Raw genomic sequence first — 25,948 nt, 5'->3', positions numbered from 1 at the left:
TATATGTTTTGATTGGTTGTATTGTTAAACTGAAGTCATTTTAACGTTTGTTTATTGTAAATGCTTAAAGTGTAATCTAAACCCTTCGTGAAAAAAAAGACGACTTCTCACTCAATAATTGAGTAAGAGTCGTCTTCACCATACCGATCGCCTAAGATATCCTAATTACTATTTTTATCAGTCTTATGACATCACTTGTGTTAGCTTTGGTTTGCTTTCTTAGCTTTCCCGATTGCTGCTTGAATATCTAGCGATAGCTGATTAAGCTCATGATAGTCCTCTTTTTCAAACTTCTCGTTGAATTTCATTTGAAATTGAGCAGCTTCACGAACCCGATTATAAAAATACAAATCTTGAATGCCTTTAAGCACCTTCGAGACCACATTGGATTGTTCCTCGAATTCGGTCTGTGCATCCAAAATCTCTTTGCGTATGCTAGTCATTTCGGTATCCAGCTGCGAGGCGGCTTCAGCCGCTTTTTTCAACCGTTCGCGCACATCCTCAGGCAAGCTTTCCTTAAACTTGTAATTTAAAGAATGCTCGATTGTAGCCCAGAAATTCATCGCTAAGGTTCGTATTTGAATTTCAGCCAACACGATTTTGTATCCTAATGCTGTTTGAACAGGATATTTTACAATCATATGGTAACTGCGGTAGCCGCTGTCTTTGAAATTCGTAATATAATCCTTCTCATATACAAGCGAAAGATCCTTCCGCGTCCGAATCAGGCCAGCTACTCGGTGAATATCATCCACAAACTGGCACATAATGCGAATGCCCGCAATGTCCTCTATACCCGTATCCAATTGATCCGAGGGGACCTTGAGACGCTTGGCCTTTTCCAAAATACTCGAAATTCGCTTAACCCGGCCGGTGACGAATTCTATCGGCGCATAAGCTTCTCGTATTTTAAGTTCAACCCGCATCGTCTTAAATTTCACTTTAAGTTCTTCAACCGCTTGTTCATAAGGCTGTAAAAAAAGATTCCAGTCTCTACCGTCCATCCGGCCGCCTCCTGTTCTTAAACGTGATCTGCACCAACTGCTTCGGCAATATTGCGGTAGCCATCTTTGCGTAAACATTCCTTCAATCCGTTTGTCAGTTCTCGCAGTACACCAGGCCCTTTGTAGATTAGCGCTGTGTAAATTTCAACAAGAGAAGCTCCCGCGCGGATTTTATCGTATGCGTCTTGTGCTGTAAAAATGCCGCCGGAGCCAATAATCGGCAGCTTACCCCCGGTTTGGCGATAAACCGCCCGAATGACCTCCGTTGAACGATCGCGCAGCGGCTTGCCGCTAAGCCCGCCTGCTTCGCCAGCGTTCGAATGCTGAAGGCCTTTCCGTGACAACGTTGTGTTAGTCGCAATAATACCTGAAACTCCGCTTTCCATAATAGTAGCTACTGTAAGCTCCAGCTGTTCATCTGTCATGTCAGGCGCAATTTTGACGAGGACAGGTTTTGCTTTTGCTCCTGTTTTCGCCGCTTGGGTGTTCATTTCCTTTTTTACGGCGTTAAGTAGATTTCTCAGTTCTTCACCATGCTGCAAGTCGCGCAGATCAGGTGTGTTAGGAGAGCTGATATTGACGACAAAAAAGTCGCCATATGTATACAAATCGCGTATGCATGTCTGATAGTCCTCATGTGCGAGTTCATTTGGCGTCATTTTGTTCTTGCCAATGTTAACCGCAATCGGAATTCTATTTATTTTGCGACGTGACAATTTCTCTGCCATTGCCGCTGTGCCGTCGTTGTTAAAGCCCATCCGATTAATAAGCGCTTCGTCAGATGGAAGGCGGAACAATCTTGGCTGCTCATTGCCTGCTTGTCCTTTTGGCGTTACTGTGCCTACTTCTGCAAAACCGAAGCCTACACTTGAGAATCCGTCCACTGCTTTGCCGTTCTTATCGAGTCCAGCAGCAAGTCCTACCGGATGCGGGAATTGCAAGCCAAATAGTTCTGTAGCAAGTTCAGGCGACTTTGCTACGCCATACATCGCATTCATCAGTCCATTCAGACCTGGAACTACACCGCCAGCAGCTAAGCCGTCAATAACAATATGATGGGCCCTCTCAGGATCCATTCGAAAAAAAATAGGTTTTAAAATTGAAGAATAAATCAACTTACTCACTCCGATCTTAGATGTATGCTCTACCTGACAGTTTATCTTTTTTGCAGCAAAAAGAAAAGAGCCTGCACGCAAGGTGCAAGCATCCATTGTATTGCGGCTTGTCTAGAAAACGATTACAATGAGATCATATTATTTATTACTATGAAATAGAGAGGTTGATTGTCGATGAGTTCACCAAAAAGAAGACCGGCAACAATAAAAGCGAAACCGAAGGATGAAATAAATAAAAAAGCACTCGTATGGATTGGTTCAATCGTCGGTGTAGTCGTTGTAGCTGTCGCGTTGCTTCTAATTTTTACTTCGTAAGCGGTTTACGTCAACCATCTATAAATTTTCGAGGGATTGGTTTCGTTTTGGAGCGGCTCCAGCTTAAAGCGTTCTGCTGGCTGCTGCACCTTAGACGGAAGCGTCCCATTTTTTATTTTGACAACCGTTCCTAGCGGAACCATGTCAAATAACTCCTCCACATCAGCTTTACCCATACGGATACAGCCAAGTGATTCATCCTTGCCGATACTGCCAGGTTCATCTGTTCCATGAATCGCGTAAAGGGTATTCGATAAAGTCATGCCTCGACTTCCGAAATTGCCATCGTCACGCCCATTCGGATTTTTGACCTTCTCACTTATGTAGAAGCTGCCCTCTGGCGTCGCATCGCCCCCAAGACCAACCTTATAGCTGCGCACAATAATATCCCCTTGAATAACAGCAAGTCTATAACTCGCTTTATCCACTACGACCTCTAACGGCTGGCTCCACTGTTTGTCCAAAATTCCGTTTGTGCCGACTATCGGACTCGTTCTTTCCTTAAATTCCTCTTGTGGTTGATTGCCTGCTGCTTGTTCTAGTTCATTAGTCGCTCGATTCTTTTGTGCTTCCGCAGTTTTCAGCTTTCTCAGCACTGCCGGAAACATCGAGCGCATACCGCTGCGTTCCCCAGAGAGAACATTATTCGGATATGGTTTTATGAGATCATCCAGCTTCTCCGGCCATTTTTTGTTTTTGTTCTCATATTGATAAATGCCGCTGGCAAGCGTCCAGTGCGTCTCCTGCTGCTTGCTCCATTCCTTGTACTTTGCAGCTACCGAACTATCCTCAGAAGGCTCACATTCGCACGTCAGGCGATCGTACATCGTTACATCCAGCTTACTGCTTCCGCTTTCCTTCTCAATAGACATGAGCAGCCTTGTATTACCCGACCATTTGCGCCAGCCTGCATCCTCCTCAAGGCGAGCCGCGATGGTAAGCAGTGGCGCTAGTTTAGCGGCTGCGATGAGACTATTCCATGCGCTGCCAATCGGATTTCGTTCCTTACGCGGAATAAACACAACACCAACGGGAGTTGCCTCAACTGCTGCTAGCGGTGAAGGTTGATCAGCCTTTTCCTTAAATACTGCGCCGTTTGCTGGAGCAAGTACAATAAAAAGCAGGAATAAAAGCACTAATGCTCCTAATTTACGCGCTCGTCTTTTTTTCTTCTGCTGCAAATCCCAATCCTTAAGCAATTGCAGTTGATTTTCCGATAACGGATGACTTTCATGCTCGAACGCATCATACACCTCGCCTGCCTGCAAGAAGCAGTAATTCGCTTTGCCTTCCTTGCCGGCGAGCTTGTATTGCTTGCCTAACAAATACCACCCCATCTGGTTATCGGGGTGCCGCTTTACAAATTGCTTCAAATAAATTATATCTTCTGGAGAGTCCATCCCCCATCCTCCCAACATGTGGTATACCCTCTTTATCGGCAGGCATGGTGTATGTTTGTATCCCCTTACCATTTCTGTTCATGCTATAGGTACAAAAAAAACTCCCCTCCGCTGCATACGTAAGCGGAGAGGAGCTTTTTTGGCATGACTAAAAATTAGTAATTAAAAGGTACATCTGCAATTTTGATTGAATCTGTCGGACAGCCGTCAGCTGCATCCTGCAAATCATCGAACAAATCTTCAGGAATCTCAGTGTTGCCTGTATTACCGTCAGCTTTATAAATAACTTCTGCAAGACCTTCGTCATCATAATCATAAATGTCAGGAGCAGTTGCTCCGCAAGCTCCACAAGCGATGCAAGTATCTTTTTCAACCCAAGTAAACTTACCCATGGAAATTCCCTCCCAAATAAATAAACGGAATAATCTCGTTTCTATACAGTCAAGCTTCATTCATCAATATATAACAAACTATCGTCCTTTTGCAAGGATGTACCGCGAATTCGTTTATTCCTAATTAAGGTTGAAGGGTCATCCCCTAGCATCCCCGCCGTCAAAACAGCATCCTCACCATACTTGTCGCGGAGCTGATCCATCGCTTTTGTCAGCGCATCCTTACGCGGCTGTTTCTCGTAGCTGAATAAATCAAGCTGCAAAGCGGTATCAGCAAGCAGAGTCAGGTTCTGAAGCGTTATACCCAGCAATCGAATCGGTTCGCCTGACTTCCAATGCTTATCATATAATCGGCAAGCTTCTTTGTAGAAATCATCCGTCGCTTGCGTTGGTGCTGCGAGCGTATGGGAGCGGGCAATCGTCGTCATATCCGGCTTGCGAATCGTAATCTGAACCGTGGTCGCGACCATCTTCTGCCTTCTCAGCCTGCGTCCGGTCTGATCAGCCAAATTAAGCAGAACACGGTAAACATCGTCTCGAGACGTAATGTCATTCGGAAGGGTTGTCGTATGCCCAATCGATTTGTTCCGTTCCCGATTCGGATTAACTTCGGAATGATCCAGTCCGTGTGCTGCTGATTTCATCCAAGAGCCCACCACGCCAAAATGCTTATTCAACATCATTTCATCAGCTGCAGCCAGCTGGCCAATCGTACGTATGTTGAGCTTTGTGAGCTTATCAGCTGTTTTTTGGCCGATGCCGAACAAATTATCGCATGACTTATCCCAGAGCACCTTTTGTACATCACGAATCCGCAGCACAGTTAGCCCGTTTGGTTTCTTCATGTCGGATGCCATCTTTGCAAGCAGCTTATTTGGAGCTAGACCAATTGAACAAGGAAGAGACCACTCGGACTTGATTCGCTGCTGCAGAGATGCAGCGATTTCGAGCGGCGAGCCGAACATTTTTGAACCGGTAATGTCCATATAACATTCATCAATCGAGACTGACTCAACGAGTGGCGTGTACTGTCTTGCTATTGCCATAAAGCCATGTGAATATTTGCGGTATAATGTGAAATCCGGTTTTATTAATATAAGCTCAGGACAAAGTGTCAGTGCCTGTCTGACCGTCATTCCCGTCTTTATTCCTTTGCTTCTTGCAGCATACGAACAAGTGACGAGAATTCCCTTACGCTGCTCGACGCTGCCGGATACCGCAGTCGGTTTGTCCTTATATTTCTCCGGTTCTTCTGCTTCATGAACAGAACAATAAAAAGCATTCATATCTAAATGAATGATAACTCGGCCCTTGGCCGGATAGAACTCATTCGCATTTGTCATATTCGCGAGACACACCGCCTATTCTAAGCAATAAGCTTACATAAGCTTAACCAACCCAAGCATACAATTCCAATAGGGTCAAGTCAACGAAGTGCCCTCATGAAGACAAAAATTACTATTGCCCCCTCTACTTTCATGACGACAAGTGTTATAATATTAAATTATGATTTGAATAGGCATTCAATGAAGGAGGCGTCCCGTTAATGACAAAAAACATTTCTATATTCGATACGACGCTGCGTGACGGTACTCAAGGTGAAGGGATCAGCCTGTCGGCAGATGACAAATTAAAAATTGCCCAGAAGCTCGACGCGTTGGGCGTTCATTATATTGAAGGCGGAAATCCTGGAAGCAACAGTAAGGATATTGAATTTTTTCAACGGATCAAAGCTTTCAATCTTAGCGCCAAAATTACTGCCTTCGGCAGCACCCGCCGCAAAAACAGTCTGGCAGAGCAGGATGCAAGCCTTGTTCGCATCGTGGAATCCGGTGTTCCTGCTGCTACGCTAGTAGGCAAGTCATGGGATTTCCATGTACATACAGCCTTGCAAACGACTTTAGAAGAAAACATGTCCATGATTTTTGATTCTGTTGCATTTCTAAAGCAAAACCAAATGGAAGCATTGTTCGATGCCGAGCATTTTTTCGACGGCTACAAGAACAATCCAGAGTACGCAATCGCTGTTTTGAAGAGAGCACAAGAGGCTGGCGCAAATTGGCTCGTGCTTTGTGATACGAACGGCGGTACATTGCCTAGTGAAATACATGAGATCGTTACGCGAGTAAAGCAGGAGCTAACGGCTCCTATCGGCATTCATACACATAATGACTGTGAGCTGGCTGTCGCGAATTCGCTCGCAGCAATCGAAGCTGGTGCCCGCCAAGTGCAAGGTACAATTAACGGCTACGGCGAACGCTGTGGGAACGCAAACCTATGCTCCATCATTCCGAACTTACAAATCAAAATGAATTATGACGTTCTACCGGAGGATAAGCTTCGCACATTGACTGGAACGGCTCGTTATATCAGTGAAATCGCGAATGTTCACATGCCTGTCGGCCAAGCTTATGTCGGCAATGCCGCATTCGCTCACAAAGGCGGCATTCATGTCTCCGCAATTATGAAAGATTCCAAAACCTATGAGCATATTCAGCCTGAATTTGTCGGAAACAAGCAGCGCATTCTAGTGTCTGAGCTCGCAGGTCAAAGCAACATTATATCCAAGGCCAAAGAACTCGGGCTAGACGTGAACGCGAATAACGAGAAGACAAAGCTTATTATGGATCAAATTAAAGAGCTCGAGCATCAGGGCTACCAATTCGAAGGCGCCGACGCTTCCATGGAGTTATTGCTTCGCGAGGCATTCGACAGTGACGTAAAAGAATTATTTAAGGTTGAATCATTCAAAATGCTCGTAGAAAAAACAAACGGTCAAATGATTTCAGAAGCCATCGTAAAAATCAACGTTAGCGGCCAGCAAGTTTATATGGCAGCTGAAGGCAACGGACCTGTCAACGCCCTCGATAACGCGCTGCGCAAGGCACTGGTGCAGTTCTATCCGGAAATTGTTGGTATCCATCTATCCGACTATAAAGTCCGTGTAATCGACGAGAAGGACGCCACAGCAGCTAAGGTTCGTGTTCTAATCGAGTCGACTGGACTTAATAATACGTGGAGCACAGTTGGCGTATCGAACAACGTTATTGAAGCAAGCTGGGAAGCTCTCGTAGACAGCATTCGTTATGCCTTGCTTAACATGGTAAAAGTAGACAATACACTTGTTGATCCTATTGATCGCATCGGACTTGTCAATCATTAAACCAAAAAAGAGTCGAACAGGATAATCATACCTGTTCGACTCTTTTTTATTATCGCTCTTTACATCCACTTTTCAATCATGCGTTCCCATTCTGCATACGGAATGACGCCATTGATTCGCTCTCTAATTACACCCTCACTATCAATAAGGAACGTAGTCGGAAACGTATCCACTTTGTATTGCTTCGTTACATCGCCTACTCGATCCATTAATATCGGAAACGTAAACTCGTATTCTTTGACAAATTCTCTAGCAGCCCGTTCTTTATCGAACTTGGTAGCATTAACGCCAACGAGTGAAATTTTTTCCCCATATTGCTCATGCAAGCGCTGCAGGTCCGGCGCTTCCAACTCACAAGGACCACACCATGATGCCCAGAAATTAACGAAAGTCAGTTTACCTATCTTTCCCCCTATTTCATAGGGCTTCTCATCAAGGTCAGGGAGATTGAAGATCGTCGCTTGATAACCCGCTTTCGGCTTAAAATCAGCTGAGGGAGCAGCTAACGTCACCGATTCAGAGTCATCGTTTTTATATTGAAAAACAGCTAATCCAGCAAACAGCAACGCAATGGTAAAAAGTGCTGCGACACGCTTCATGTAGTTCCATCCTTCTCTCACAATATCTTATGCTTATATCGCTTCATGGTATCATGCACCGTATAGAAGCTCAATACACAGGACAAATTAGCCATAAAAACGTCATTTTTATTACGTGTTTTGTAATGGTTACATCTCTATTATCGGTAAAATGAGCGTCGTTCATACTCGATGCCGCGGGAGTTAGCGCAGTTAAGCATATTTCGTTATACTTAATTGATTCGCATTATGAAGAGGAGGCATTATGATGAAATCACAGCAACCGAGTGGCTGTATAACTAAATCGGCATACGAACAGCTTATTCGAATATGTGCGGATGCTAAACCTTTAGAGGCATGCGGAATTATGGCAAGCAGCCATTCTTCTGATTCTATTTCCGCTGATCGGAAAGATGTTGTTATAGATATCGTTATTCCAATAAAAAATATTCATGACGATCCGATGCATTCGTTCTCTTTTGACCCGGCCGAGTGGACAAATGCTTATTATGCCATGCAAAAAAACCGACAAACGCTTGTCGGCTTATTTCATTCCCATCCGCGTACAAAGGCTATACCGTCTTCTAGCGACTCTAACGGTTTCTTACCCGCATCGGAGCTTTCTTATTGGATTGTTTCACTACTTAACAACGAAGCGCCTGACGTTAAGCCCTATCGCCGCTCAGAAGGTTCATTTATTCCGCTGCAGCTAATGCTTACTTAAGTACGCATATAGATCACCGAGTGTCGTAATATTTCTCTCCAAAATACGCGTCAGATAGTTCCGCCACAGCTTTGCTGTCATGATTGAATCCTGCAAAGCATGATGTCGATCCGAAATGGGAATACAGCAGCTCTCGAGCAAATCATCGAGACTGTAACCTTCAAGATTCGGCTCCAACCATTTTGCTACCATCATCATGTCCAGCACTCTGTGGTTCAAATTAATCTTTGACGTCCTCCACAAAGCTGCGTTTAGAAATTGTTTATCGTGGCCAGATGCATGTGCGATTAACAATCGTCTGCCGACAAACTCCATAAAATCATGAAGCACCTGCATTAAATCAGGCGCATCCTGTACCATTTCATTCGTAATGCCGGTCAATTCGATAATCGCTTTTGGAATTCTACGTTTGGGATTAACGAGACTATAGAAGGTTTCATTCTCAACTAGCTCGCCATCTCGAAACAAAACAGCTCCAAATGAAATAATTTCATCTCCGTTATTTGGATAAAAACCTGTTGTCTCCAAATCAAAAACAATGACTTCCAGCTCCCGCAGAGGCATATCAAACATCGATTGTTTACGCTGCTCTTTATTGACGTTCCGAATAAACGCCATTTGCTGCGCATTTTGCGAGCCTAGCATAGAAGCGATGGCAGGCGTAAATCCTCCCATTTTATATAGGTTCCACATGCGACCGACGCCTTTTTGTTCCTTCATTTCTCCACCGCCTTACGTAAACCTGCCCATTGTTTGCTTAAAAACCGTTCGTTGCAGCTTCTTTCCTAGTCGTAGAGCGCTCTTTAATTCATCCGTCATTTCCTTCGTAAGTTTATGGCTCGACAGCTTTCCATTGTTGGCATATAAGCCATCAGTGTTCTTCTCTGTCGTCATTAAACGGAGACGCAGAAAGATTCGAAAAGCTTGATCATATATTGCCGCGTCGGACGAAGACATCTTCCCAGACTTCACAAGCATTTTAATTCTCTCAAGTGTAGAGGTTTCACGGATACCTACTTGAATGGATAATAGCCGAATCGAATTAACCATAGGAATATAAGCGCCGTATTTAATATCTAAACTACCCGTTTCCTCGCCATACTGCTCTTTTAGCAATTGTCCAAAAAAGCCTAACAGCACTTTATGCCGGAGCGTATTATCAAGCATGCGCTGTAAGATGAGCCGGTTGTTAAGCATATCTATAAAAAACAATTCTTTAAGTTCTTCAACCAGCTTAAAATCACCATAAATACAACGGCCATCAGCAATAATAAGTAAATATCGAACAGCTTCCCACGCAGGCTCCTCAAACCAGTGATTCAGTTTTATGCCCCATTCCGATATGGACAAGCACCAATCGGAGTTGCTGCTCAGAACATTCCCCTCACAAGGCGGATATCCTACCATTTGAAGATTGTTAACAATAAGCTCACACAATTCCAAAAAATAACCCTTTACTTTTGTCGAATCAGCCACTGGATCCTGATAGACAACTCCGCTGTCTTGATCGCTTGACAAAGTTTGCTCTTGCCGACCGCCGCTGCCGAACAGTACATATGCGTAAGGCACGGGGGGAGAACCTTTTCCCATCCGTGCCATTTCCGCTTCTGCGAGGATAATCGAGCGCTCTATAACCGCATCGTGCACCTCATTTAATTGTTCATTAAACTGTTCGACTGGACGCGTTGGGAGAAGAGCCTCCATATGTTCGTGAACCTGATCCCGCAAGTTTCGCAGCCTATCTACATGATCAGCTGAACCAATCTGCTTAAGCAGCTGCAATCGCACCGGATCACTCATGCGACGCTCTCTCCTTTCGGTCAGTCCATCACGTTCCTTTTATTATCCTTGAATGTTTTGACCAGCCTTTTTCATTTGCTCAGGATAACCATAAGCTCCATGTTCACTCAGGTCAAGACCGATAATCTCTTGCTCTTCTGTTACGCGGAAGCCCATGACAACCTTCATGATGCCAAGGATAAGGAATGATGCAGCGAGAACGAATGCGCCAACGACTACTACCGATTCAAATTGAACCCAAAGTTGCTTCCAGCTGCCTGTGTCGATCAAGCCGCCTGTACCTACGCCAACTTTATCTGCGAGCTCTTGCGTTGCAAAGATACCATTAGCAAGCGTACCCCACACACCAGCCGCGCCATGAACAGACAAAGCATAAATCGGGTCATCAACTTTAATTTTCTCAAAAAATTTCACACTGTAGAATACGAGCACGCCAGCTACTAAACCGATTACTACTGCCGCCCAAGGAGCGACGTAAGCACAAGAAGCTGTAATAGCAACTAGACCTGCAAGAGTACCATTTAACATAGCTGTAATATCTGCTTTACCTGTAACTGCCCAAGAGATAAGAAGTGCTGCAACGCCGCCTGCGCCTGCTCCAAGCATCGTGTTGAATGCTACATATCCAAAAAATCCATCGCCGATTGCTACTGTACTGCCTGCGTTGAATCCAAACCAGCCAACCCACAGAAGCAATACAGAAAGTGCTGTGAACACTTGGTTATGTCCCAAAATCTCATTCGCTGAGCCATCTTTATTAAATTTACCGATACGAGGTTTAAGTAATACGGTAGCTGCGAATGCTGCAAGTGCACCCGTTAAGTGAACGACCGTGGAGCCCGCAAAATCTTGCGCTCCATCTTCAGCGAGCCAACCGCCGCCCCAGATCCAGTGAGCAACTACCGGGTAGATAATGGCAATGAAGAATATTGTAAATACGATATAAGCGGAAAGCTTAGCTCTTTCTGCAAAACCGCCCCATGCTATGGAAAGCGAAACAGCTGCAAATGCTAATTGGAATAAGAAGAATACTGTACTTGGATAGTTCTCTCCATCTCCAGCAGCTAATGATGGATCGAAGAAGAAATTGCCCCAACCGATTAAAGCATTTATACCGCTATCGCCACCGAATGCAATGCCGTAACCGAAAGCCCAATAGATAAGTGCCGCCAAACCTGTTGTAAAGATTGTTTTACCGGCAACGTGACCCGCATTTTTCATTCGTGTTGAACCCGTTTCAAGAAGAATAAATCCGCCTTGCATGAGAAGAACGAGAATGAATGAGAGCATAACCCATAGAGAGTTGAGACCCATGTTCAACGTAGCTGCGGAAGGATCCTCTGCAAACGCCATTACGGGGAACAATAAGGTGAAGATTCCTAAAGCTAACATCGTTTTCTTAATCATTACGACCACTCCCTAAATGTTATGTTTCCTTACACGATAAGAAAGACTTAATGTCATTATAGTCAGAAGTGCTCAATTTGACAATACGTTTTATCTATTTTTATAAAAAAAATCAAACGTTCGGCATATAATCTAACACGAACGTTAAGAAATAAGGCGAAACAGCTCCAAAATCGTTTGCTGAAGCTCCTTATTCTTCGCATTTTCACTTTATATAGGTATTGATTCCTACTTTTTCTAGTGTGAAACGATAATTTCAATCACACACAGTCGTTTCATGTTACATAAATTGCGTTATATAGTAGAAATCCATGAAACCGTCCAGTCGAAATTAAAAATTGACACTAAAATTGTATAGCCATGTAACACGTTTGACTGTATGGTTACTTTCCTATTATCATTAGAGGAACAATAGTTATACGATTTTCCATAAGATGGTGATTGTGCAAATCACCTCAATAGGTAATGATGTTCTTTTAGACATGACCAGCTATACCAACAGACCTGTTCTTTGACGGCACAACATCTCGCAACGAGATGAAACATAAGCTAAGTACGCAAGCGGAATCTAGCTTACTTACATTTGAACGATTGGAGGATTTGAAAATGTATCGTATCGGGGAACTATCCAAGCTTGCGCAAATCAGTCCACGCACCATTGATTATTACACTTCAATCGGTCTAATAGAGCCTGCAGAGCGTTCTGCCAAAAACTATCGCCTCTATTCCGATGAAACTTTGCAGCGTCTGGAACGTATTGAACAGATGAAAAAAGATAAATATACATTAGATGAGATTAAAGCCACAATTGAAAGCTGGAGCAAAATTACCCATGAGGAGCAAGTCTCACGCAAGCTAACGGACTTGCAGCACCATCTAAGCCAGCTCGAGCGTGAAGTGAAGGAGTTAGAGCCTGTCATTAAGAAGCTCAAGCCTCGTCAAGCCAATCACCTCTATACACGTCTCATGCCGCAGACAGCGGCTTGCATAGAGGCACTCATGCTCCTCATTAATAAGAGCTCCCTCATGTAGCTATATATTTCATCAAAAAAATGGAGGAATGACTCAATGGCGTTTATCTATGTTTTAATCATACTTGCATTTATACTAACTATTTGGGCTCAATTCCGAGTCAAAGGAACGTTTAAAAAATGGACGCAAGTTCAAGCGAACAGCGGGTTAACCGGATATCAAGCTGCACGAAGAATGCTTGATTCAAACGGACTGCATGATGTTCCGATTGAACCTGTACGAGGCACGCTTACCGATCATTACGATCCGATTCACCGTGTTGTACGTTTGTCGGAGCCTGTATATTATGAAAATTCAATTTCAGCGATTTCTGTCGCTTGTCATGAAGTCGGGCACGCCATTCAGCATGCGGAGCATTACCCGATGCTCGTGCTCAGGCATCGCATATTCCCAGTCGTAAATTTTGCATCCGGTGTAGCGCCATTTCTCTTTATTGCCGGTATCCTATTCTCAGCATTCAATCTGATCGGGCTAGGCATCATATTTTTCTCAGTAGCAGTAGCCTTCCAGGTCATTACTCTCCCAGTAGAATTTAATGCCAGTAACCGAGCTAGAGACATCATGGTTGCTGAAGGGTTCATAACAAATGATGAGGAACGCGGAGTTGCAAAGGTGCTTAACGCAGCAGCTTTAACGTATGTAGCAGCGGCTCTCTTGTCCTTGCTGGAACTCGTCAGGTACATCTTAATCTTCGTAGGTGGCAGCCGTCAGGAATAAGCGCTTATGTCCTATAGCTAAACAAAAGAGGAGCAGTTCCACATCGGTCATCATCGACCGATAGGAACTGCTCCTCTTTTTTTGTTCTTTATCTACTTCATCGTGTTCTGGAAATAACGAAGCAAAAAGCCATGGAAAACTTTTGCCACTAAAGGCAGTTTCTCATTTGAACGCTGGATTAGACCGATCGTGCGAGTCACTTGAGGTTTAATCACCCGAACTTTGGTCGGCTGCAAAGGCCCTGTATAGTGAAGTGCCATCTCTGGAAGAAGACTTACGCCCATCCCAGCGGCTACCAACCCGCGAATGGTATCCGTTTCTTCACCTTCAAATCCGATCTTCGGCGTAAAACCAGCCTCTTGGCAAGCGCCCCAGACGATTGGTCTAAGCGAATAGCCTTCGCTAAACAACACGAACGTCTCATGCTCCAGCTCTTTCAGTTCAATCGATTCTTTGTCTGATAAACGATGCCCCGGCGGCAATATCGCATATAGCTCCTCTGTCAGCAAAACCTCGCCGCAAACGAATTCATGTTCATCCGGGAAAGGAGATATAAATGCCAAATCTATTTCACCTTTCACCATGTCTCGAATAAGCGACGGGTACATCCCCTGCTTAAATTTAAATTTCACATTTGGATGGAGCTTGCGAAAAGCTGCCACAACCTGTGGAATTAATGAAATTCCAAGGCTATGCGGAAATCCCAGTCTAATCTCGCCCTTCTCTGGGTCTAAAAATTCATGTATTTCAATGACAGCACGTTCCAGATCAGCCAATATAACTTCAGCACGCTTTAGAAAAAGCTGGCCGACTGGTGTGAGCTGCAAATTTCTACCTTTTTGAACGAACAGTTTTACGCCAAGCTCTTCTTCAAGCTGATGAATCTGCCTACTAACCGCAGATTGCGCCACATGCAGTTCTTCCGCCGCTTGCGTTACATGCTCTTTTTTCGCTACCTTTACAAAATAATGAAGCTGACGAAGTTCCATACCGGTTCAATTCTCTCCCGTACTTGCATAGTTTTTATGAGTGTCGCTGTTTCTTTTGAGTCTTTATACGGTCAAAGCCCTTATAGAGCAAGAAGCCTGCGAGAGCCCCACCAACATGTGCCCATAGATCAACTTTTGCTACGATAATAGAATATATAACCCCAAATATTAATATCGTATACACCGTTTTGCGCGAGCTCTCATCAAGCTGAGCCTTGCGGAACACTGATATGAACAGAAACGCGCCATACACGCCATAAATCGCGCCAGAGGCCCCTACGCCTACATGACTATAAGGATCATCTTGCAGCACATTTACTAAAGCGCTCAGTACATTTCCCGCAATCCCACAAAGTAAATAAAATAAAATATATCTGGTTTGTTTAAGCAAATACTCTAGCGGCGGCGCAAACACGAGCAAAGCAAACATATTGTAGAGTAAATGTTCAAATCCCGCATGCATGAACATGCCTGTTATATAACGCCATGGCTGTTCTAACCCAAATGGATCATTAACAGGGTCAGTAGCAAACGCTCCATACTGATAAGCATGCAAGGAATCATTAGGATCGCCATTCCATAAGACTACAATGAAATATAAAATATTTAATACAATCAATATTGATGTGACCGGATACAGCTTTAGGTAAGAGCGAAAGCTCTCATATCGTAAGAAGATCATGGGAATATCCCCTTTCTCAATCCAACAATTGGACAAGGTTGTTTGATAACGATTATAATAAATCTGGTATTAACCATACAATTAAGAGGAGGAAAATCACAAATGACACAAGAACGTAATGGAGCTGCCACTTTCAAAGGCAATCCGATCACATTAGTAGGACCAGAACTAAAAGCAGGGGATCAAGCCCCAGATTTCAATCTAAACAAATCGCTCGTTGAAAATGTTTCCCTTAAAGACTACTCCGGAAAAATTAAACTAATCAGCGTTGTGCCTTCCATCGATACTGGTGTTTGCGATGCGCAAACTCGTCGTTTCAATGAAGCAGCTGGAGAACTTGGCGACAACGTTGTTGTCTTGACCGTCAGCGTAGACCTACCTTTCGCACAAGCTCGCTGGTGCGGGGCTGCTGGAATTGACAAAGTTGTATTGCTGTCTGATTACAAAGCACATAGCTTTGGCGAATCATACGGCGTATATATTAAAGAACTTGGTTTAGATCAGCGTTCAATCTTCGTTATCGATGCCAATGATACAATCCAATATGTTGAATATTTGCCTGAAATGACAGAGCACCCGAACTATGAGCAAGCAATCAACGCAGTAAAAGCACTCGTGTAATTCGCAAACAAAGAAGTTTTTTATCAATATTGCAAACAAAGCGAGTGAAGGCTACCCTTCCTCGCTTTGTTTATGTATTAATTATTAACTTTAAATGCAGCTAACTTCTTATCGAGTGTACGGTATAAATCCAGGATGACTCTGTAATTAGAACCAAGATCCCCTAGCGAGCCACGGGAAGCTGAATAAATATCGACAGCCGATTGCAGCGGGTTTACGCTAATGACGGAAACAGTGATGTCCATCGTTCTACCAAATGCCGTGCGCTTCTCCAGGACAATCTCCCCTACGGATTGCACTTCATGAAGAACCTTATACCCTTGCATCTTCTTAAGAGTCGATATCACTTCTTCCCAAGCTTTGTCCTTCTGCAGCTTGTAGAAATGAGATTTGAGCATTGGATCCTTAGCTCTGTCGCCCGTCTGTTCATGACTGCGCAGCAGCCCGATCAAGGTCCGCTTCAACAACAACGATCTCCCCCTCCGGCATCTATGTACATTACTCTATATGATACCATGATTTGTCCCATGAAAAAAGAGCTATCACTGGATTTAACCAGCAAATGCTCTTTATTTGAAAATGAGAACCCGCCTATGCCGTCCGACTCACATGTTTCTGAACCCGCTTACGCAGGTGGGTGACCGCAGAACCGCTTTTGAGATCCCCTTTCGGGGGCATGTCAGCTGCGTTTCGATGTTGGTCTCCCGTGAAACAGCCATTGGTTCAAAACAGCGTAAAGCCGTAACGAGCATCGCAGGAGGTATTGCTATTATAGACTGAACAAAAGAAAAAGTAAACTTTGACGGGCTGTTATTTACTGGTGCCGCTCGAATCTTCCTTAACTAAATCGATACGGTCAAGCTCAGCAGCCTTCTCTGCTTCTTCTTCCTCTGCCAAACGCGCCTTCTCCGCTTGGTCCTGCAGCTTTTGGTATATCAAGTTGAAGTTCCAGAACGCCAGGTAAGCGATGATGCTGCCCATAAAGAACGGTATAAGAAAAGTGAATCTAGTACTGAAATACATAACCGCACCGCTCATAATAGCTGTAGATAGCGAACGGAAAGGTTTGCCGATCGTAATGAGAACAGCATTTTTCAGCAATTGAAACGTTTTCATATGATAGTGGACAAGCATTGAGAAAAAATTAAATAACGAAACCATTAGCAGCAGCAAAAATGCAATGAAAATGTATGAAAGCAAATTCAATTGTTCACGATATACGATAAAGTCAACAACCATAATCGCAAGCAGTATCGTATAAATAATACCGCCTAGCATACTTTGCTTATAATTTTCCTTGTAGCCGCGGAAGAACGTTTTGAATAGCGCGACATCACTCTCGCCCATTACCCATTTGCGCGCAACCGCAAACATAGCTGCGGTAGCTGGAAATAAGGAGAACGGCGCGACGACTGCCATCGCAATAAGTGCGGAATAAATTTGATTAACATCCTGCGACAAAACCAATCCCCATGCAAAAAAAGCGAATGGAATCGAACAGACCAACCACAAAACATTAATAACTGCCAACCTCATGATCCATTCCGAAATTCGGTAAAACCCACCCATTAGCCCCTTTGGTTCCATCGGATCTGCCTCCAGAAAAGTAAGATTACTCCCACTAGACTACAAAGAATAGCGGAATTCGTATATCTGTTTTGTAAAAAGACAACCAATAGAATAATAATAAAAAAATCGAGGTCGTCCAGATGCCCGTTAGGGATCACGGACTTCCTCGATTTTTTTGGTTATACAAGGGTAACTCTTAATTAGTTATTTACATAACCGTCGGAAGAGCTTTTTGGACGACGGTTTTCTGGGCGTCCTTCGCTGCTTCTTTTACCAGCGTATCCGCCACCACTGCTGCTGCCGCCACGGGACTCATAGCCACCGCGCGAGCTGCCACCAGTACTGCTGCTGCTGCTGCTGCCGCTGCTGCGTCTGTCATCGCGTCCGCGATATCCGCCGCCGCCAGTGCTGCTGCTGCGGTTGCCACCGTATGATGAGGATGAGCCGCTGCGGTTGAATGGACGACCGTTTGAACGAATATCCGGCTTGCGTTTTTTCGCGCGAAGCGGATCTTCCGGCGTCAATTCGATTTCTACGTTTTTCTTCTCGCCAGTCAGCAATTTAATTGCTGCTGAGAGCAAGTGAACGGAATCATATTGCTCAAGCAATTGAATCGAAATCGCTTTGTACTCGGAGAACTCATCGTTTTGAACGACTTCAATAAGACGTTCAGCTGTTACGCGTTGTTTGCCTTCAATCGCTTCTGCAATGCTTGGAAGCGGTTTGCGGTTCATCTTCTGACGTGTAACTTTCTCGATGAAGTGCAAGTGATCTGTTTCACGAGGAGTAACGAATGACCAAGCTGTACCTTCTTTACCTGCGCGGCCAGTACGACCGATACGGTGAACATAGCTTTCAGGATCTTGAGGAAGGTCAAAGTTGATAACATGCGTTACGCCGGAAACATCAAGGCCACGAGCAGCAACATCAGTCGCTACCAGTACATCAATGCTGCCATCGCGGAATTTACGCATTACGCTATCGCGTTGGTTCTGCGACAAATCGCCATGCAAACCGTCTGCTGTATATCCACGTTTTTGAAGCGCTTCGCTAAGCTCATCAACCCGGCGTTTTGTACGACCGAAAATGATAGCTAGCTCTGGAGATTCCATATCGAGCAAACGGCTAAGCGCTTCGAACTTCTGGCGCTCATGCACTTCAATATAAGATTGCTCAATAAGTGGTGCTGTGATTTGTTTTGGAATAACTGAAACATGCTCAGGGTTTTTCAGAAATTGTTGTGCTAGCTTCTGAATGTTTGTTGGCATAGTTGCAGAGAACAGCATTGTGTGACGCTCGTCTGGCACTTGCTTCAGGATAGATTGAATATCTTCCATGAAACCCATATCGAGCATTTCATCCGCTTCATCCAAAATAACGGTTTGTACATCTTCAAGACGGATTGTTTTGCGGTTGATGTGATCAAGCAAACGTCCTGGTGTACCAATAATAATTTGAGGTTTCTTCTTCAATGCACGGATTTGACGACCAATTTCCTGTCCACCATAAATCGGCAACGAGCGAAGACCTTTGTACCTTGTTAACTTCCCGATCTCGTCAGCCACTTGAATAGCGAGTTCACGGGTTGGCGTCATTATTAATGCGACAATGCGTTCCTCGCTTGTCGGAATTTTGTTAATGAGCGGAATTCCGAATGCCGCTGTCTTTCCTGTACCCGTCTGTGCTTGGCCAATTAAATCTTGCCCTGCCATAGCAATAGGGATAGCTTTGTCTTGAATCGGGGTAGATTCCTCGAATCCAAGTTCGGTAATTGCTTGTAACACTTTTGGTTCCAAGCCAAATTCAGCAAATGTTTTCAAACTTTTCTCAAACTCCTTTTATCTGCAGCCTACTTAAGAATATCCAAATCATTATAGCACACAATCAATCGTGAATACCAGCAATCCAATTTAAGCCATACTAAGCATGCCAAAATAAAGGAATTAAACAAGTCGGTTGCATTGGAGCGATTTTATTGAATCCGCATTCCCTGCGTTACCTTTTTACCATCCCCATGATGACGGTTGGAGCCTTCCTCATCGCATTAGGCTTCAATTTCTTTCTAATTCCGCATCAGCTGCTCAGTGGCGGAATATCTGGTATTTCTATGATGGTCGGCTATATTACCGGCGGAAACATCGCCCTGCTTTATTTTATCCTCAATATGCCTGTACTATTATGGGGATGGTTCATCGTAGGTCATCGTTTTATTATATGGAGCGTCTACACCGTTGTCGCCTCCACTGTGTTCCTTCAGGTGATTCCAGTAATGAAAATTGCTAATGACCTTATGCTTGGTGCTGTATTCGGCGGTATTATAATCGGATTCGGCAGCGGATTAACATTAAGGTACGGCGGCTCCTCTGGCGGATTCGATATTATCGCCTCGATTGCAACGCGAAAACACGATTGGCCGATAGGAATGATCATTTTCTTATTGAACGGCGTAGTTATTGCTGTGTTGATTTTTTTTACACAAGACTGGAATTTAGCCTTATACTCACTCGTTGCCATTTTTTCCGCTGGAAAAGTAGTAGATCTCATCCACGTGAGGCATATTAAACTTACAGCATTCATCATCACGACCAAAACCGATGAGCTTTTGACGAAGCTGCTCTTACACCCCCGCGGAATTACAATAATAAAAACACGCGGTGCATATTCTTCGGATGAACGCGATATGCTGATGACTGTAAGAACGAAATATGAAATAGCAGAACTTTGCAAAACGATTACCACCATCGACCCGCGTGCATTCATTAACATCGTAGAAACGGTTGGTGTCATCGGCGATTTTCATAAGCCAAAAGACTAAATCATATACGCAGGTATGGATTTTACACCGTATCCCTATGTTTTTGAAAATGATCCTGATATAATGTTTGTATCCCGTAGTTTGGTTTCTTGCCATATGATTTCCCCTAAACATTAGATATGAAAGGGTGATGCTCAATGGATATGGAAACGGTCAAATTGTCTCAAATTGTAGAGAAGCTTGCCCCAGAGCTCAGTCCTTTTCTTACGAAACGCGAATTGGACATCAGCATTGTGCTGCGTGACGGTCTTGCACTATTAGAGCCTGCTGACGCAATGGAAATTGTACAGCACAGTATTTGCAATCAGCAGAGAGAAGCTTTGTTACAATGACAATGCGGGACACACGGATTATTTATGCGCCAGTCGAGTCACACTCGGCTGGCTTTTGTTTGTTTTGGACGTGATTAGCATTAAAAATTCAGCTTATCTAAAGTCAACTTTTCAGCTATCAAGCAAATAATCAACATGAATTTTGTTACAATTTCAAAAAAGTTAATGACCCAGACATGCCATCTGCTTTATAATTTGAACAGAATAGCTAACGGGGAGAGAGCAAAATGGACATCATCATTTCAACATTGCTGCTGCTGTATAGCTTGCTCACTGGAAGCGGAGAGCATAATGCCGCAGCAAAGCAGCTTGCAATTGCATACCTAAATTCCGCAGCTGGTCAAACAATGATTAACCCGGATGCGTCCGCAAACGGAGGAGAAATCCCAGGAACAAATCACGCTGGAATCGTCAAAAAAGATCCACAACCTGAAACACCTCCGATTAAAGGCATCTACGTTACTGCTCATAGTGCAGGTGGAGCGCGTATGGAATCACTTTTAAAACTGCTTGACGATACAGAGCTCAACAGTATGGTAATCGACATTAAAGATGACAACGGCTACATTACATATCCTACTGCAACACCGGAGCTGCTTGAGGTTGGAGCTTCCAAGAAATATATCCGAGACATCAATGAACTTATGCTTACCTTAAAAAAACATAACATCTATCCGATTGCCAGAATTGTCGTCTTCAAGGATACCGTGCTTGCGCGAAAGCAGCCTGAGCTCTCCTTCCTTCACCAAGATGGAACGATATGGAAAAACAATCGAGGCGAGAGCTTCGTAAATCCTTATCGCAAAGAAGTGTGGGATTATAATATCGCCGTCGCGAAGGAAGCCGCAAAACTCGGGTTTAAGGAAATCCAGTTCGACTACGTTCGGTTCCCAGAAGGTTTTGATAACAAATCAGACACACTGACCTTCAGCAAGTCTGAACAAAGCCGAGTCGACACAGTCGCCGGTTTTGTCAAATATGCTAGAGAGCAGCTTCAGCCACTTGGCGTCAGAGTATCGGTAGATATTTTCGGTTATGCGGCATCTGTACCGACTGCTGAAGGAATCGGCCAAGATTTCGTAAAGATTTCAGATGATGTGCATGTCATTTCGCCTATGGTTTATCCTAGTCACTATAGTACCGGCTGGTTTAAACAGAAAGATCCTGACAAAAGCCCATACGAGACTATAAAAGGCGCCATGCTTGATACGCATAAGAAGCTTGATCCGAATATGGAGGTTAAACCAATTATTCGTCCATGGATTCAAGATTTCACCGCAAGCTGGCTAGGTGCCGGTCATTATGTGAAGTATGGCAAAGTTGAGGTCGAAGCTCAGATTAAAGCTTTGAAAGAAACTGGCATCAAGGAGTTTCTGTTATGGAATGCGGGCAATAAATACACACCTAACGTAGAATATGACTAGCTTAAACCGCATATAGACACACAAAAAAGGTCCACCTTCGCTATCGCAGCGTTAGTGGACCTTTTTTATTTATCGTTTATTGAGACAATCGAAGCGCCAGCTCATACATGTCTGTATCGAATGGTTTCTTCGTATTTACTACAAGATCAATATCTGTCGTTACAAGCTCACCTTTAACGACGCCGCAACCTTTGCCCGAATCGCCAGCCATTAGCTGTCTAACTGCAAAGTCGCCAAGTCGGCTTGCTAGAATACGATCGATTGCCGTTGGTGTACCGCCGCGCTGGATGTGTCCAAGAACAGTTACACGAGGCTCAATTCCACTGTTAGCCGTAATCTGTCTAGCCACTTCCTCGCCTTTTCCAGCGCCTTCTGCTACAACGATAATACTGTGACGCTTGCCTTTGGCAAAATTCGTCTTCATACGCTCAGCAACCTCAGTTAGCTCAAAAGGAACCTCTGGTACTAGGATCGTCTCCGCACCGCTTGCAAGTCCAGCATGAAGCGCGATATCGCCGCAATGGCGACCCATAACTTCAACGACCGATGAACGCTCATGTGAAGACATTGTATCGCGAATTTTGTTGATGGCATCTACTACGATGCTAACCGCTGTATCAAAACCGATCGTAATATCCGTGAACGGAATATCGTTATCGATTGTGCCTGGAAGTCCCATCGTCTTAATGCCTAGCTTGCTAAGCTTGTTAGCGCCATGATAGGAGCCGTCGCCGCCAATAACGACCAAACCGTCGATTCCTCTTGCACGAAGCACCTCAGCGCCGCGTTGCTGGCCTTCAGCTGTCATAAACTCCTTGCATCTAGCTGTTTGCAAAATCGTACCGCCGCGTTGAATAATATCGCCAACGCTTCTCAAATCCATTTGTCTTAGATCGTCGTTAATAAGCCCTTGATAACCACGTTGGACACCATATACATCTAAACCGTGAAATAATGCACTCCTTACAACAGCACGAACGGCTGCGTTCATTCCTTGCGAATCTCCTCCGCTTGTCAATACTGCGATTGATTTGACTGCAGACATGGTCATTCCTCCACATTGTTTATTTATAGTTAAGCCTGTTGTTTCCGAATCCAGATGCTGTTAATAAGGAAAAACAGACGCGTTAGCGGGCTGTTCTTCATTAGCCTCCTAGAAACATCTCTGACATCCGCCTGGTGGCGAACCTTCGGGTCTGACAAATATAAGGCTAAAAGCCCTTCAATAATCAAACGATGAAAACGAGAAGCAGGAAGCTGCTTCACATCCTCACGCGCTCGGTTCACAATTGTGCCGATACGCTCAACAAGCAGACTGTCATTATCATAATAATTGCAAAAATTAAGGTCTCCGCCTACATGATCCTCTTCTTGATCGATTAAATAATCGAGCAAAATATGAAGTCCGCAAACATGCGGAAAATAAATATTTTTGATCACTGCTGCGTCCTTCGAGGATAAACATTGTTCGCTTGCCGCTAGAAACAACATGAACATGCCAAGCGTCGAGCCTGACGCTGCTGCAAATTCATTCCACTTCAAGTTTGGATAGTCCTCGCGATGCTGCTCCCACCACGCAAACAAATGCTCCTCACGCAATTCTTTGCGTATATGCTTGTACACCTGCAGATCGCCATAAAGAGTGACAAGCTCGATCACATGCTGCTGCACACTTCCGTAGGATGGCAATTGCGCGACATGGATTTGACATGTCCGGACGAGATGATGCAAATATCCCCCATCATCCTTTTCCTCGCGAAATGCATAATAATCCTGAAGCTTGGCTTCGGGATTGACGGCATCGAGCATCGATTGATGCAATAATCGGAAATCATTCGGATCAAGAGAGGTGCTGCGGTCGCATAGATTGTCCAAGTAGTCGCTAATGGTCTGCAAAGCAACAATTAACGGTATGAGCACATGTCTCTGCTCCAGATTTGCTGCTGCGTAAACAGCGCCGCCTTGGCAATGAAACTTCTTGCTCTCCATGCTGCTAAGAGCTTGCGTTCGCAGCTCTGCATCCGGTATCCGAAGCGCAAAGACGCGATGTTGCTCCAGCTCTCGTGCCACTTCGGGAAGCACATATTTATATACGCGATGCATGAGCTTTAATGGGCTCTGGGGCACTCGATGGCCTGTCAAAGTCGTCAATCTCATGATGCACCTCTCCTCAAAATCGTTCATGAATGCCAGCGCGGCTCTAATTGCTGCTCTAAGCGATACCAAATATGAAGATCGTTTATCCTACTTGCATAATCGGCAATTTCATAATTTAGTATACAAGATTGCTCAAAGCTATCTTCTTCGAACAACTCCGCCTGCTTTTCATTAATGAACATTTCAAACTCTTTAACGCGATCGGGAATCGTCCCTCGTATGAGTTCCCATTGCAAGACGATCGTTAGCTGCACAGCTGCTGCATACTGCTCCCATTCCATTTCCAGCACGGGAATATGGATCCGAAGCCGTTCATTCCAGACAAAACGATAAGCTCCCATTGTAAACCTCCGCCTCTAAATGTATCATCTCAGCTCATAATAATCCAGCTTCAAATCTCATTGGTTCGATTACTATTCCATGTTATACTGAGTTCCATATTGTTTCAGTATAGAGATGGAGTGAGCTTTAAAAGATGGATACATCTGAGATTGCGCCTGCAGAGCGCTCTTCGACTGCACGCAAGGAAACTCTTTCATTGCGTATTTTCAGCTTTTCTGCCTATTCTACGGCGGCGATGGTTGTATCCTTTATCCCGTTATATTTTTTGGATAGAGGTTTCTCTGAGCAGCAAATTGGGATCATTTATTCGACCGGACCATTTATATCAATTTTTGCCAATATCATTCTCGGGATAGCTAGCGATAAATTCAGAACGATAAAAAAACTGCTTATGCTTCTGTTATTTGGTCAGCTTGTCATGATTTCATTGCTCTTCCCTATTGAAAACTTTGCTCTCGTTTGCCTTGTCATGATGGGCTTTTATTTTTTTCAGACACCTATTAATCCATTAAGTGACAGCTTGCTGTTATTATCAAGTCAATACACCGGAACTCCATACGCTTTGATACGCATATTCGGCTCGCTTGGTTTTGCAGTAACCGCTTATACGTTCGGACTTATTCTAAAAGAAATTGGCTCACAGTGGACACTTCCACTTGCACTTTGCACCATTGCCATCACGCTTGCTTTAACGACTAGGATTAAGGACTATCAGGGAAGCGCCCGCAAAATCGATTTCTCTGGCTTCTTCAAGCTTATTCGCCAGCGCGATGTCCTATTGTTCTTTTTAATTATTTTGACCATATCGATCCCGCACCGCATGTACGAAGGTTTTCTTGCCGTCACCATGCGTCAGATGGGAGCCAGTGATTCCCTAGTTGGACTAGCATGGCTCGTTTCCGCTTTGAGCGAGATTCCGATCCTGTTTTTACTCGGCAAATACGGCCATAAATTTAAGGAGCTGCCGCTGCTTATGATCGCATCCATTATGTATGCAATCAGACTTTGGCTGCTTAGCGATATTCAAGATCCACGCTGGGTTATTGCTACTCAAGCGATGCACAGCGTTTCGTTCGGCATTTATTTCTCAACTGCGCTGCGTTATTTGTCCCACCTTATTCCGGACGAGTTCCGAGCATCCGGTCAAGCCGTTTATGCCGTTGTCTGGACAGGACTTGCAGGCGTTATCAGCGGCATGTTCGGCGGTTATGTATATGAACATTTTGGACGCGAGACCTTCTTCCGTATGGGTGCTGGCTTCGCTCTGGTTGCTGCGGCCGCCTTCCTTACAAGGTACTATTTTAGTCGAACGAATCGATAACGAGCTCTATATCAGAAAACAAAGGCTGCTCCAGAAGGCGTATCACATA

General features: G+C 44.3%; 27 protein-coding genes and 1 other RNA gene. 10 read left to right on the top strand and 18 right to left on the bottom strand.

Annotated elements, in window-relative coordinates:
• Positions 1-200 precede the first annotated feature (200 nt).
• Together AC787_RS07325 and AC787_RS07320 are read right to left on the bottom strand one after the other, a co-directional pair.
• A complete protein-coding gene (locus AC787_RS07325) occupies positions 201-1,004 on the bottom strand; it encodes a GTP pyrophosphokinase family protein (protein ID WP_054024177.1) in 804 nt (267 codons plus the stop codon).
• Between the two features lie 17 nt (positions 1,005-1,021).
• On the bottom strand, positions 1,022-2,119 hold the full coding sequence (locus AC787_RS07320; protein ID WP_200930703.1) for a quinone-dependent dihydroorotate dehydrogenase: 1,098 nt from the start codon (positions 2,117-2,119) through the stop codon (positions 1,022-1,024).
• 174 nt (positions 2,120-2,293) lie between these two features.
• On the opposite strand from AC787_RS07320, the gene AC787_RS34355 reads away from it, so the two are divergent.
• Positions 2,294-2,434, top strand: coding sequence for a hypothetical protein (locus AC787_RS34355; protein WP_162531870.1), 141 nt, complete (start codon positions 2,294-2,296; stop codon positions 2,432-2,434).
• 5 nt (positions 2,435-2,439) lie between these two features.
• Here the strand turns inward: AC787_RS34355 and AC787_RS07315 are convergent, their stop codons facing one another.
• From AC787_RS07315 to AC787_RS07305, 3 genes are all read right to left on the bottom strand, one after another.
• A complete protein-coding gene (locus AC787_RS07315; protein ID WP_054024176.1) occupies positions 2,440-3,834 on the bottom strand; it encodes a L,D-transpeptidase in 1,395 nt (464 codons plus the stop codon).
• A 155-nt stretch (positions 3,835-3,989) separates the two neighbouring features.
• Complete coding sequence (locus AC787_RS07310; RefSeq protein ID WP_053376893.1) at positions 3,990-4,226, bottom strand: ferredoxin; 237 nt, start codon at positions 4,224-4,226, stop codon at positions 3,990-3,992.
• 56 nt (positions 4,227-4,282) lie between these two features.
• Positions 4,283-5,569, bottom strand: coding sequence for a DNA polymerase IV (locus tag AC787_RS07305; protein ID WP_054024175.1), 1,287 nt, complete (start codon positions 5,567-5,569; stop codon positions 4,283-4,285).
• 203 nt (positions 5,570-5,772) lie between these two features.
• On the opposite strand from AC787_RS07305, the gene cimA reads away from it, so the two are divergent.
• Positions 5,773-7,389: a citramalate synthase gene (gene cimA / locus AC787_RS07300; protein WP_054024174.1), complete on the top strand. Its 1,617-nt coding sequence runs from the start codon at positions 5,773-5,775 to the stop codon at positions 7,387-7,389.
• A 59-nt stretch (positions 7,390-7,448) separates the two neighbouring features.
• Here cimA and AC787_RS07295 read toward each other — a convergent pair whose 3' ends face one another.
• Entirely contained in the window at positions 7,449-7,988 is a 540-nt protein-coding gene (locus AC787_RS07295; protein WP_054024173.1) for a TlpA family protein disulfide reductase, read from the bottom strand.
• 244 nt (positions 7,989-8,232) lie between these two features.
• Between AC787_RS07295 and AC787_RS07290 the strand changes: the two genes are divergently transcribed.
• A complete protein-coding gene (locus AC787_RS07290) occupies positions 8,233-8,691 on the top strand; it encodes a Mov34/MPN/PAD-1 family protein (protein ID WP_082360662.1) in 459 nt (152 codons plus the stop codon).
• Here the strand turns inward: AC787_RS07290 and AC787_RS07285 are convergent.
• From AC787_RS07285 to AC787_RS07275, 3 genes are read right to left on the bottom strand one after another with little or no spacing between them, the layout of a single operon-like run.
• Positions 8,677-9,411: a 3'-5' exonuclease gene (locus AC787_RS07285; RefSeq protein ID WP_054024171.1), complete on the bottom strand. Its 735-nt coding sequence runs from the start codon at positions 9,409-9,411 to the stop codon at positions 8,677-8,679. The two genes, AC787_RS07290 and AC787_RS07285, sit on opposite strands and share 15 nt — an antisense overlap.
• A 12-nt stretch (positions 9,412-9,423) precedes the next feature.
• Positions 9,424-10,491 carry a DUF294 nucleotidyltransferase-like domain-containing protein gene (locus tag AC787_RS07280; RefSeq protein ID WP_054024170.1) on the bottom strand — a complete coding sequence of 356 codons (1,068 nt, stop codon included), beginning with the start codon at positions 10,489-10,491 and terminating at the stop codon, positions 9,424-9,426.
• Between the two features lie 42 nt (positions 10,492-10,533).
• Positions 10,534-11,898, bottom strand: a complete 1,365-nt coding sequence (locus AC787_RS07275; RefSeq protein ID WP_054024169.1) for an ammonium transporter — start codon at positions 11,896-11,898, stop codon at positions 10,534-10,536.
• A gap of 606 nt (positions 11,899-12,504) precedes the next feature.
• Here AC787_RS07275 and AC787_RS07270 point away from each other — a divergent pair.
• A complete protein-coding gene (locus tag AC787_RS07270) occupies positions 12,505-12,930 on the top strand; it encodes a MerR family transcriptional regulator (RefSeq protein WP_054024168.1) in 426 nt (141 codons plus the stop codon).
• 36 nt (positions 12,931-12,966) lie between these two features.
• Positions 12,967-13,647, top strand: a complete 681-nt coding sequence (locus tag AC787_RS07265) for a zinc metallopeptidase (protein WP_054024167.1) — start codon at positions 12,967-12,969, stop codon at positions 13,645-13,647.
• Positions 13,648-13,739: 92 nt separating this feature from the next.
• Here the strand turns inward: AC787_RS07265 and AC787_RS07260 are convergent, their stop codons facing one another.
• Positions 13,740-14,636, bottom strand: coding sequence for a LysR family transcriptional regulator (locus AC787_RS07260; protein ID WP_054024166.1), 897 nt, complete (start codon positions 14,634-14,636; stop codon positions 13,740-13,742).
• A 34-nt stretch (positions 14,637-14,670) separates the two neighbouring features.
• On the bottom strand, positions 14,671-15,318 hold the full coding sequence (locus AC787_RS07255) for a rhomboid family intramembrane serine protease (protein ID WP_054024165.1): 648 nt from the start codon (positions 15,316-15,318) through the stop codon (positions 14,671-14,673).
• A gap of 102 nt (positions 15,319-15,420) precedes the next feature.
• On the opposite strand from AC787_RS07255, the gene tpx reads away from it, so the two are divergent.
• A complete protein-coding gene (gene tpx, locus AC787_RS07250; RefSeq protein WP_054024164.1) occupies positions 15,421-15,939 on the top strand; it encodes a thiol peroxidase in 519 nt (172 codons plus the stop codon).
• Positions 15,940-16,016: 77 nt separating this feature from the next.
• Here tpx and AC787_RS07245 read toward each other — a convergent pair whose 3' ends face one another.
• The 4 genes from AC787_RS07245 to AC787_RS07235 form a co-directional block, all read right to left on the bottom strand.
• Positions 16,017-16,409, bottom strand: coding sequence for a DUF1499 domain-containing protein (locus AC787_RS07245; RefSeq protein ID WP_054024163.1), 393 nt, complete (start codon positions 16,407-16,409; stop codon positions 16,017-16,019).
• A gap of 110 nt (positions 16,410-16,519) precedes the next feature.
• A non-coding RNA gene (gene ssrS, locus AC787_RS32900) (6S RNA) lies at positions 16,520-16,702 on the bottom strand.
• Positions 16,703-16,749: 47 nt separating this feature from the next.
• Entirely contained in the window at positions 16,750-17,526 is a 777-nt protein-coding gene (locus AC787_RS07240) for a YesL family protein (protein WP_054024162.1), read from the bottom strand.
• A 182-nt stretch (positions 17,527-17,708) separates the two neighbouring features.
• Positions 17,709-19,328 (bottom strand): DEAD/DEAH box helicase, encoded by a 1,620-nt coding sequence (locus AC787_RS07235; RefSeq protein WP_054024161.1) that lies wholly within the window; start codon positions 19,326-19,328, stop codon positions 17,709-17,711.
• A gap of 194 nt (positions 19,329-19,522) precedes the next feature.
• Between AC787_RS07235 and AC787_RS07230 the strand changes: the two genes are divergently transcribed.
• The 3 genes from AC787_RS07230 to AC787_RS07220 all read left to right on the top strand — a co-directional run bounded on the left by AC787_RS07230 (position 19,523) and on the right by AC787_RS07220 (position 22,079).
• Positions 19,523-20,323, top strand: coding sequence for a YitT family protein (locus AC787_RS07230; protein WP_054026952.1), 801 nt, complete (start codon positions 19,523-19,525; stop codon positions 20,321-20,323).
• Positions 20,324-20,460: 137 nt separating this feature from the next.
• Positions 20,461-20,655: a hypothetical protein gene (locus tag AC787_RS07225; protein ID WP_054024160.1), complete on the top strand. Its 195-nt coding sequence runs from the start codon at positions 20,461-20,463 to the stop codon at positions 20,653-20,655.
• Positions 20,656-20,882: 227 nt separating this feature from the next.
• Complete coding sequence (locus AC787_RS07220; protein WP_054024159.1) at positions 20,883-22,079, top strand: putative glycoside hydrolase; 1,197 nt, start codon at positions 20,883-20,885, stop codon at positions 22,077-22,079.
• A gap of 76 nt (positions 22,080-22,155) precedes the next feature.
• Here AC787_RS07220 and pfkA read toward each other — a convergent pair whose 3' ends face one another.
• Genes pfkA through AC787_RS07205 form a run of 3 tightly spaced genes read right to left on the bottom strand, consistent with a single transcriptional unit; the run spans position 22,156 to position 24,577 of the window.
• Entirely contained in the window at positions 22,156-23,124 is a 969-nt protein-coding gene (gene pfkA, locus AC787_RS07215; protein ID WP_054024158.1) for a 6-phosphofructokinase, read from the bottom strand.
• 29 nt (positions 23,125-23,153) lie between these two features.
• Complete coding sequence (locus AC787_RS07210) at positions 23,154-24,236, bottom strand: tetraprenyl-beta-curcumene synthase family protein (RefSeq protein WP_054024157.1); 1,083 nt, start codon at positions 24,234-24,236, stop codon at positions 23,154-23,156.
• Between the two features lie 23 nt (positions 24,237-24,259).
• A complete protein-coding gene (locus tag AC787_RS07205) occupies positions 24,260-24,577 on the bottom strand; it encodes a hypothetical protein (RefSeq protein ID WP_054024156.1) in 318 nt (105 codons plus the stop codon).
• Between the two features lie 134 nt (positions 24,578-24,711).
• On the opposite strand from AC787_RS07205, the gene AC787_RS07200 reads away from it, so the two are divergent.
• Positions 24,712-25,899, top strand: a complete 1,188-nt coding sequence (locus AC787_RS07200) for an MFS transporter (RefSeq protein WP_054024155.1) — start codon at positions 24,712-24,714, stop codon at positions 25,897-25,899.
• Positions 25,900-25,948 lie beyond the last annotated feature (49 nt).

The organism is Bacillus sp. FJAT-28004 (assembly GCF_001280845.1).
GTDB lineage: Bacteria > Bacillota > Bacilli > Paenibacillales > Paenibacillaceae > Pristimantibacillus.
The sequence above is the reverse complement of the archived record's forward strand: the minus strand, read 5'-3'. Positions and strand labels throughout refer to the sequence as shown.

Coding starts and splice junctions, on each gene's coding strand:
- pfkA (WP_054024158.1), bottom strand. CDS start 23,124: ATGTCTGCAGTCAAATCAATCGCAGTATTGACAAGCGGAGGAGATTCG.
- tpx (WP_054024164.1), top strand. CDS start 15,421: ATGACACAAGAACGTAATGGAGCTGCCACTTTCAAAGGCAATCCGATC.
- AC787_RS07275 (WP_054024169.1), bottom strand. CDS start 11,898: ATGATTAAGAAAACGATGTTAGCTTTAGGAATCTTCACCTTATTGTTC.
- AC787_RS34355 (WP_162531870.1), top strand. CDS start 2,294: ATGAGTTCACCAAAAAGAAGACCGGCAACAATAAAAGCGAAACCGAAG.
- AC787_RS07200 (WP_054024155.1), top strand. CDS start 24,712: ATGGATACATCTGAGATTGCGCCTGCAGAGCGCTCTTCGACTGCACGC.
- AC787_RS07240 (WP_054024162.1), bottom strand. CDS start 17,526: ATGGAACCAAAGGGGCTAATGGGTGGGTTTTACCGAATTTCGGAATGG.
- AC787_RS07305 (WP_054024175.1), bottom strand. CDS start 5,569: ATGACAAATGCGAATGAGTTCTATCCGGCCAAGGGCCGAGTTATCATT.
- AC787_RS07265 (WP_054024167.1), top strand. CDS start 12,967: ATGGCGTTTATCTATGTTTTAATCATACTTGCATTTATACTAACTATT.
- AC787_RS07280 (WP_054024170.1), bottom strand. CDS start 10,491: ATGAGTGATCCGGTGCGATTGCAGCTGCTTAAGCAGATTGGTTCAGCT.
- AC787_RS07290 (WP_082360662.1), top strand. CDS start 8,233: ATGATGAAATCACAGCAACCGAGTGGCTGTATAACTAAATCGGCATAC.
- AC787_RS07285 (WP_054024171.1), bottom strand. CDS start 9,411: ATGAAGGAACAAAAAGGCGTCGGTCGCATGTGGAACCTATATAAAATG.
- AC787_RS07225 (WP_054024160.1), top strand. CDS start 20,461: ATGGATATGGAAACGGTCAAATTGTCTCAAATTGTAGAGAAGCTTGCC.
- AC787_RS07260 (WP_054024166.1), bottom strand. CDS start 14,636: ATGGAACTTCGTCAGCTTCATTATTTTGTAAAGGTAGCGAAAAAAGAG.
- AC787_RS07325 (WP_054024177.1), bottom strand. CDS start 1,004: ATGGACGGTAGAGACTGGAATCTTTTTTTACAGCCTTATGAACAAGCG.
- cimA (WP_054024174.1), top strand. CDS start 5,773: ATGACAAAAAACATTTCTATATTCGATACGACGCTGCGTGACGGTACT.
- AC787_RS07205 (WP_054024156.1), bottom strand. CDS start 24,577: ATGGGAGCTTATCGTTTTGTCTGGAATGAACGGCTTCGGATCCATATT.
- AC787_RS07255 (WP_054024165.1), bottom strand. CDS start 15,318: ATGATCTTCTTACGATATGAGAGCTTTCGCTCTTACCTAAAGCTGTAT.
- AC787_RS07230 (WP_054026952.1), top strand. CDS start 19,523: ATGATGACGGTTGGAGCCTTCCTCATCGCATTAGGCTTCAATTTCTTT.
- AC787_RS07270 (WP_054024168.1), top strand. CDS start 12,505: ATGTATCGTATCGGGGAACTATCCAAGCTTGCGCAAATCAGTCCACGC.
- AC787_RS07310 (WP_053376893.1), bottom strand. CDS start 4,226: ATGGGTAAGTTTACTTGGGTTGAAAAAGATACTTGCATCGCTTGTGGA.
- AC787_RS07315 (WP_054024176.1), bottom strand. CDS start 3,834: ATGGACTCTCCAGAAGATATAATTTATTTGAAGCAATTTGTAAAGCGG.
- AC787_RS07295 (WP_054024173.1), bottom strand. CDS start 7,988: ATGAAGCGTGTCGCAGCACTTTTTACCATTGCGTTGCTGTTTGCTGGA.
- AC787_RS07220 (WP_054024159.1), top strand. CDS start 20,883: ATGGACATCATCATTTCAACATTGCTGCTGCTGTATAGCTTGCTCACT.
- AC787_RS07210 (WP_054024157.1), bottom strand. CDS start 24,236: ATGAGATTGACGACTTTGACAGGCCATCGAGTGCCCCAGAGCCCATTA.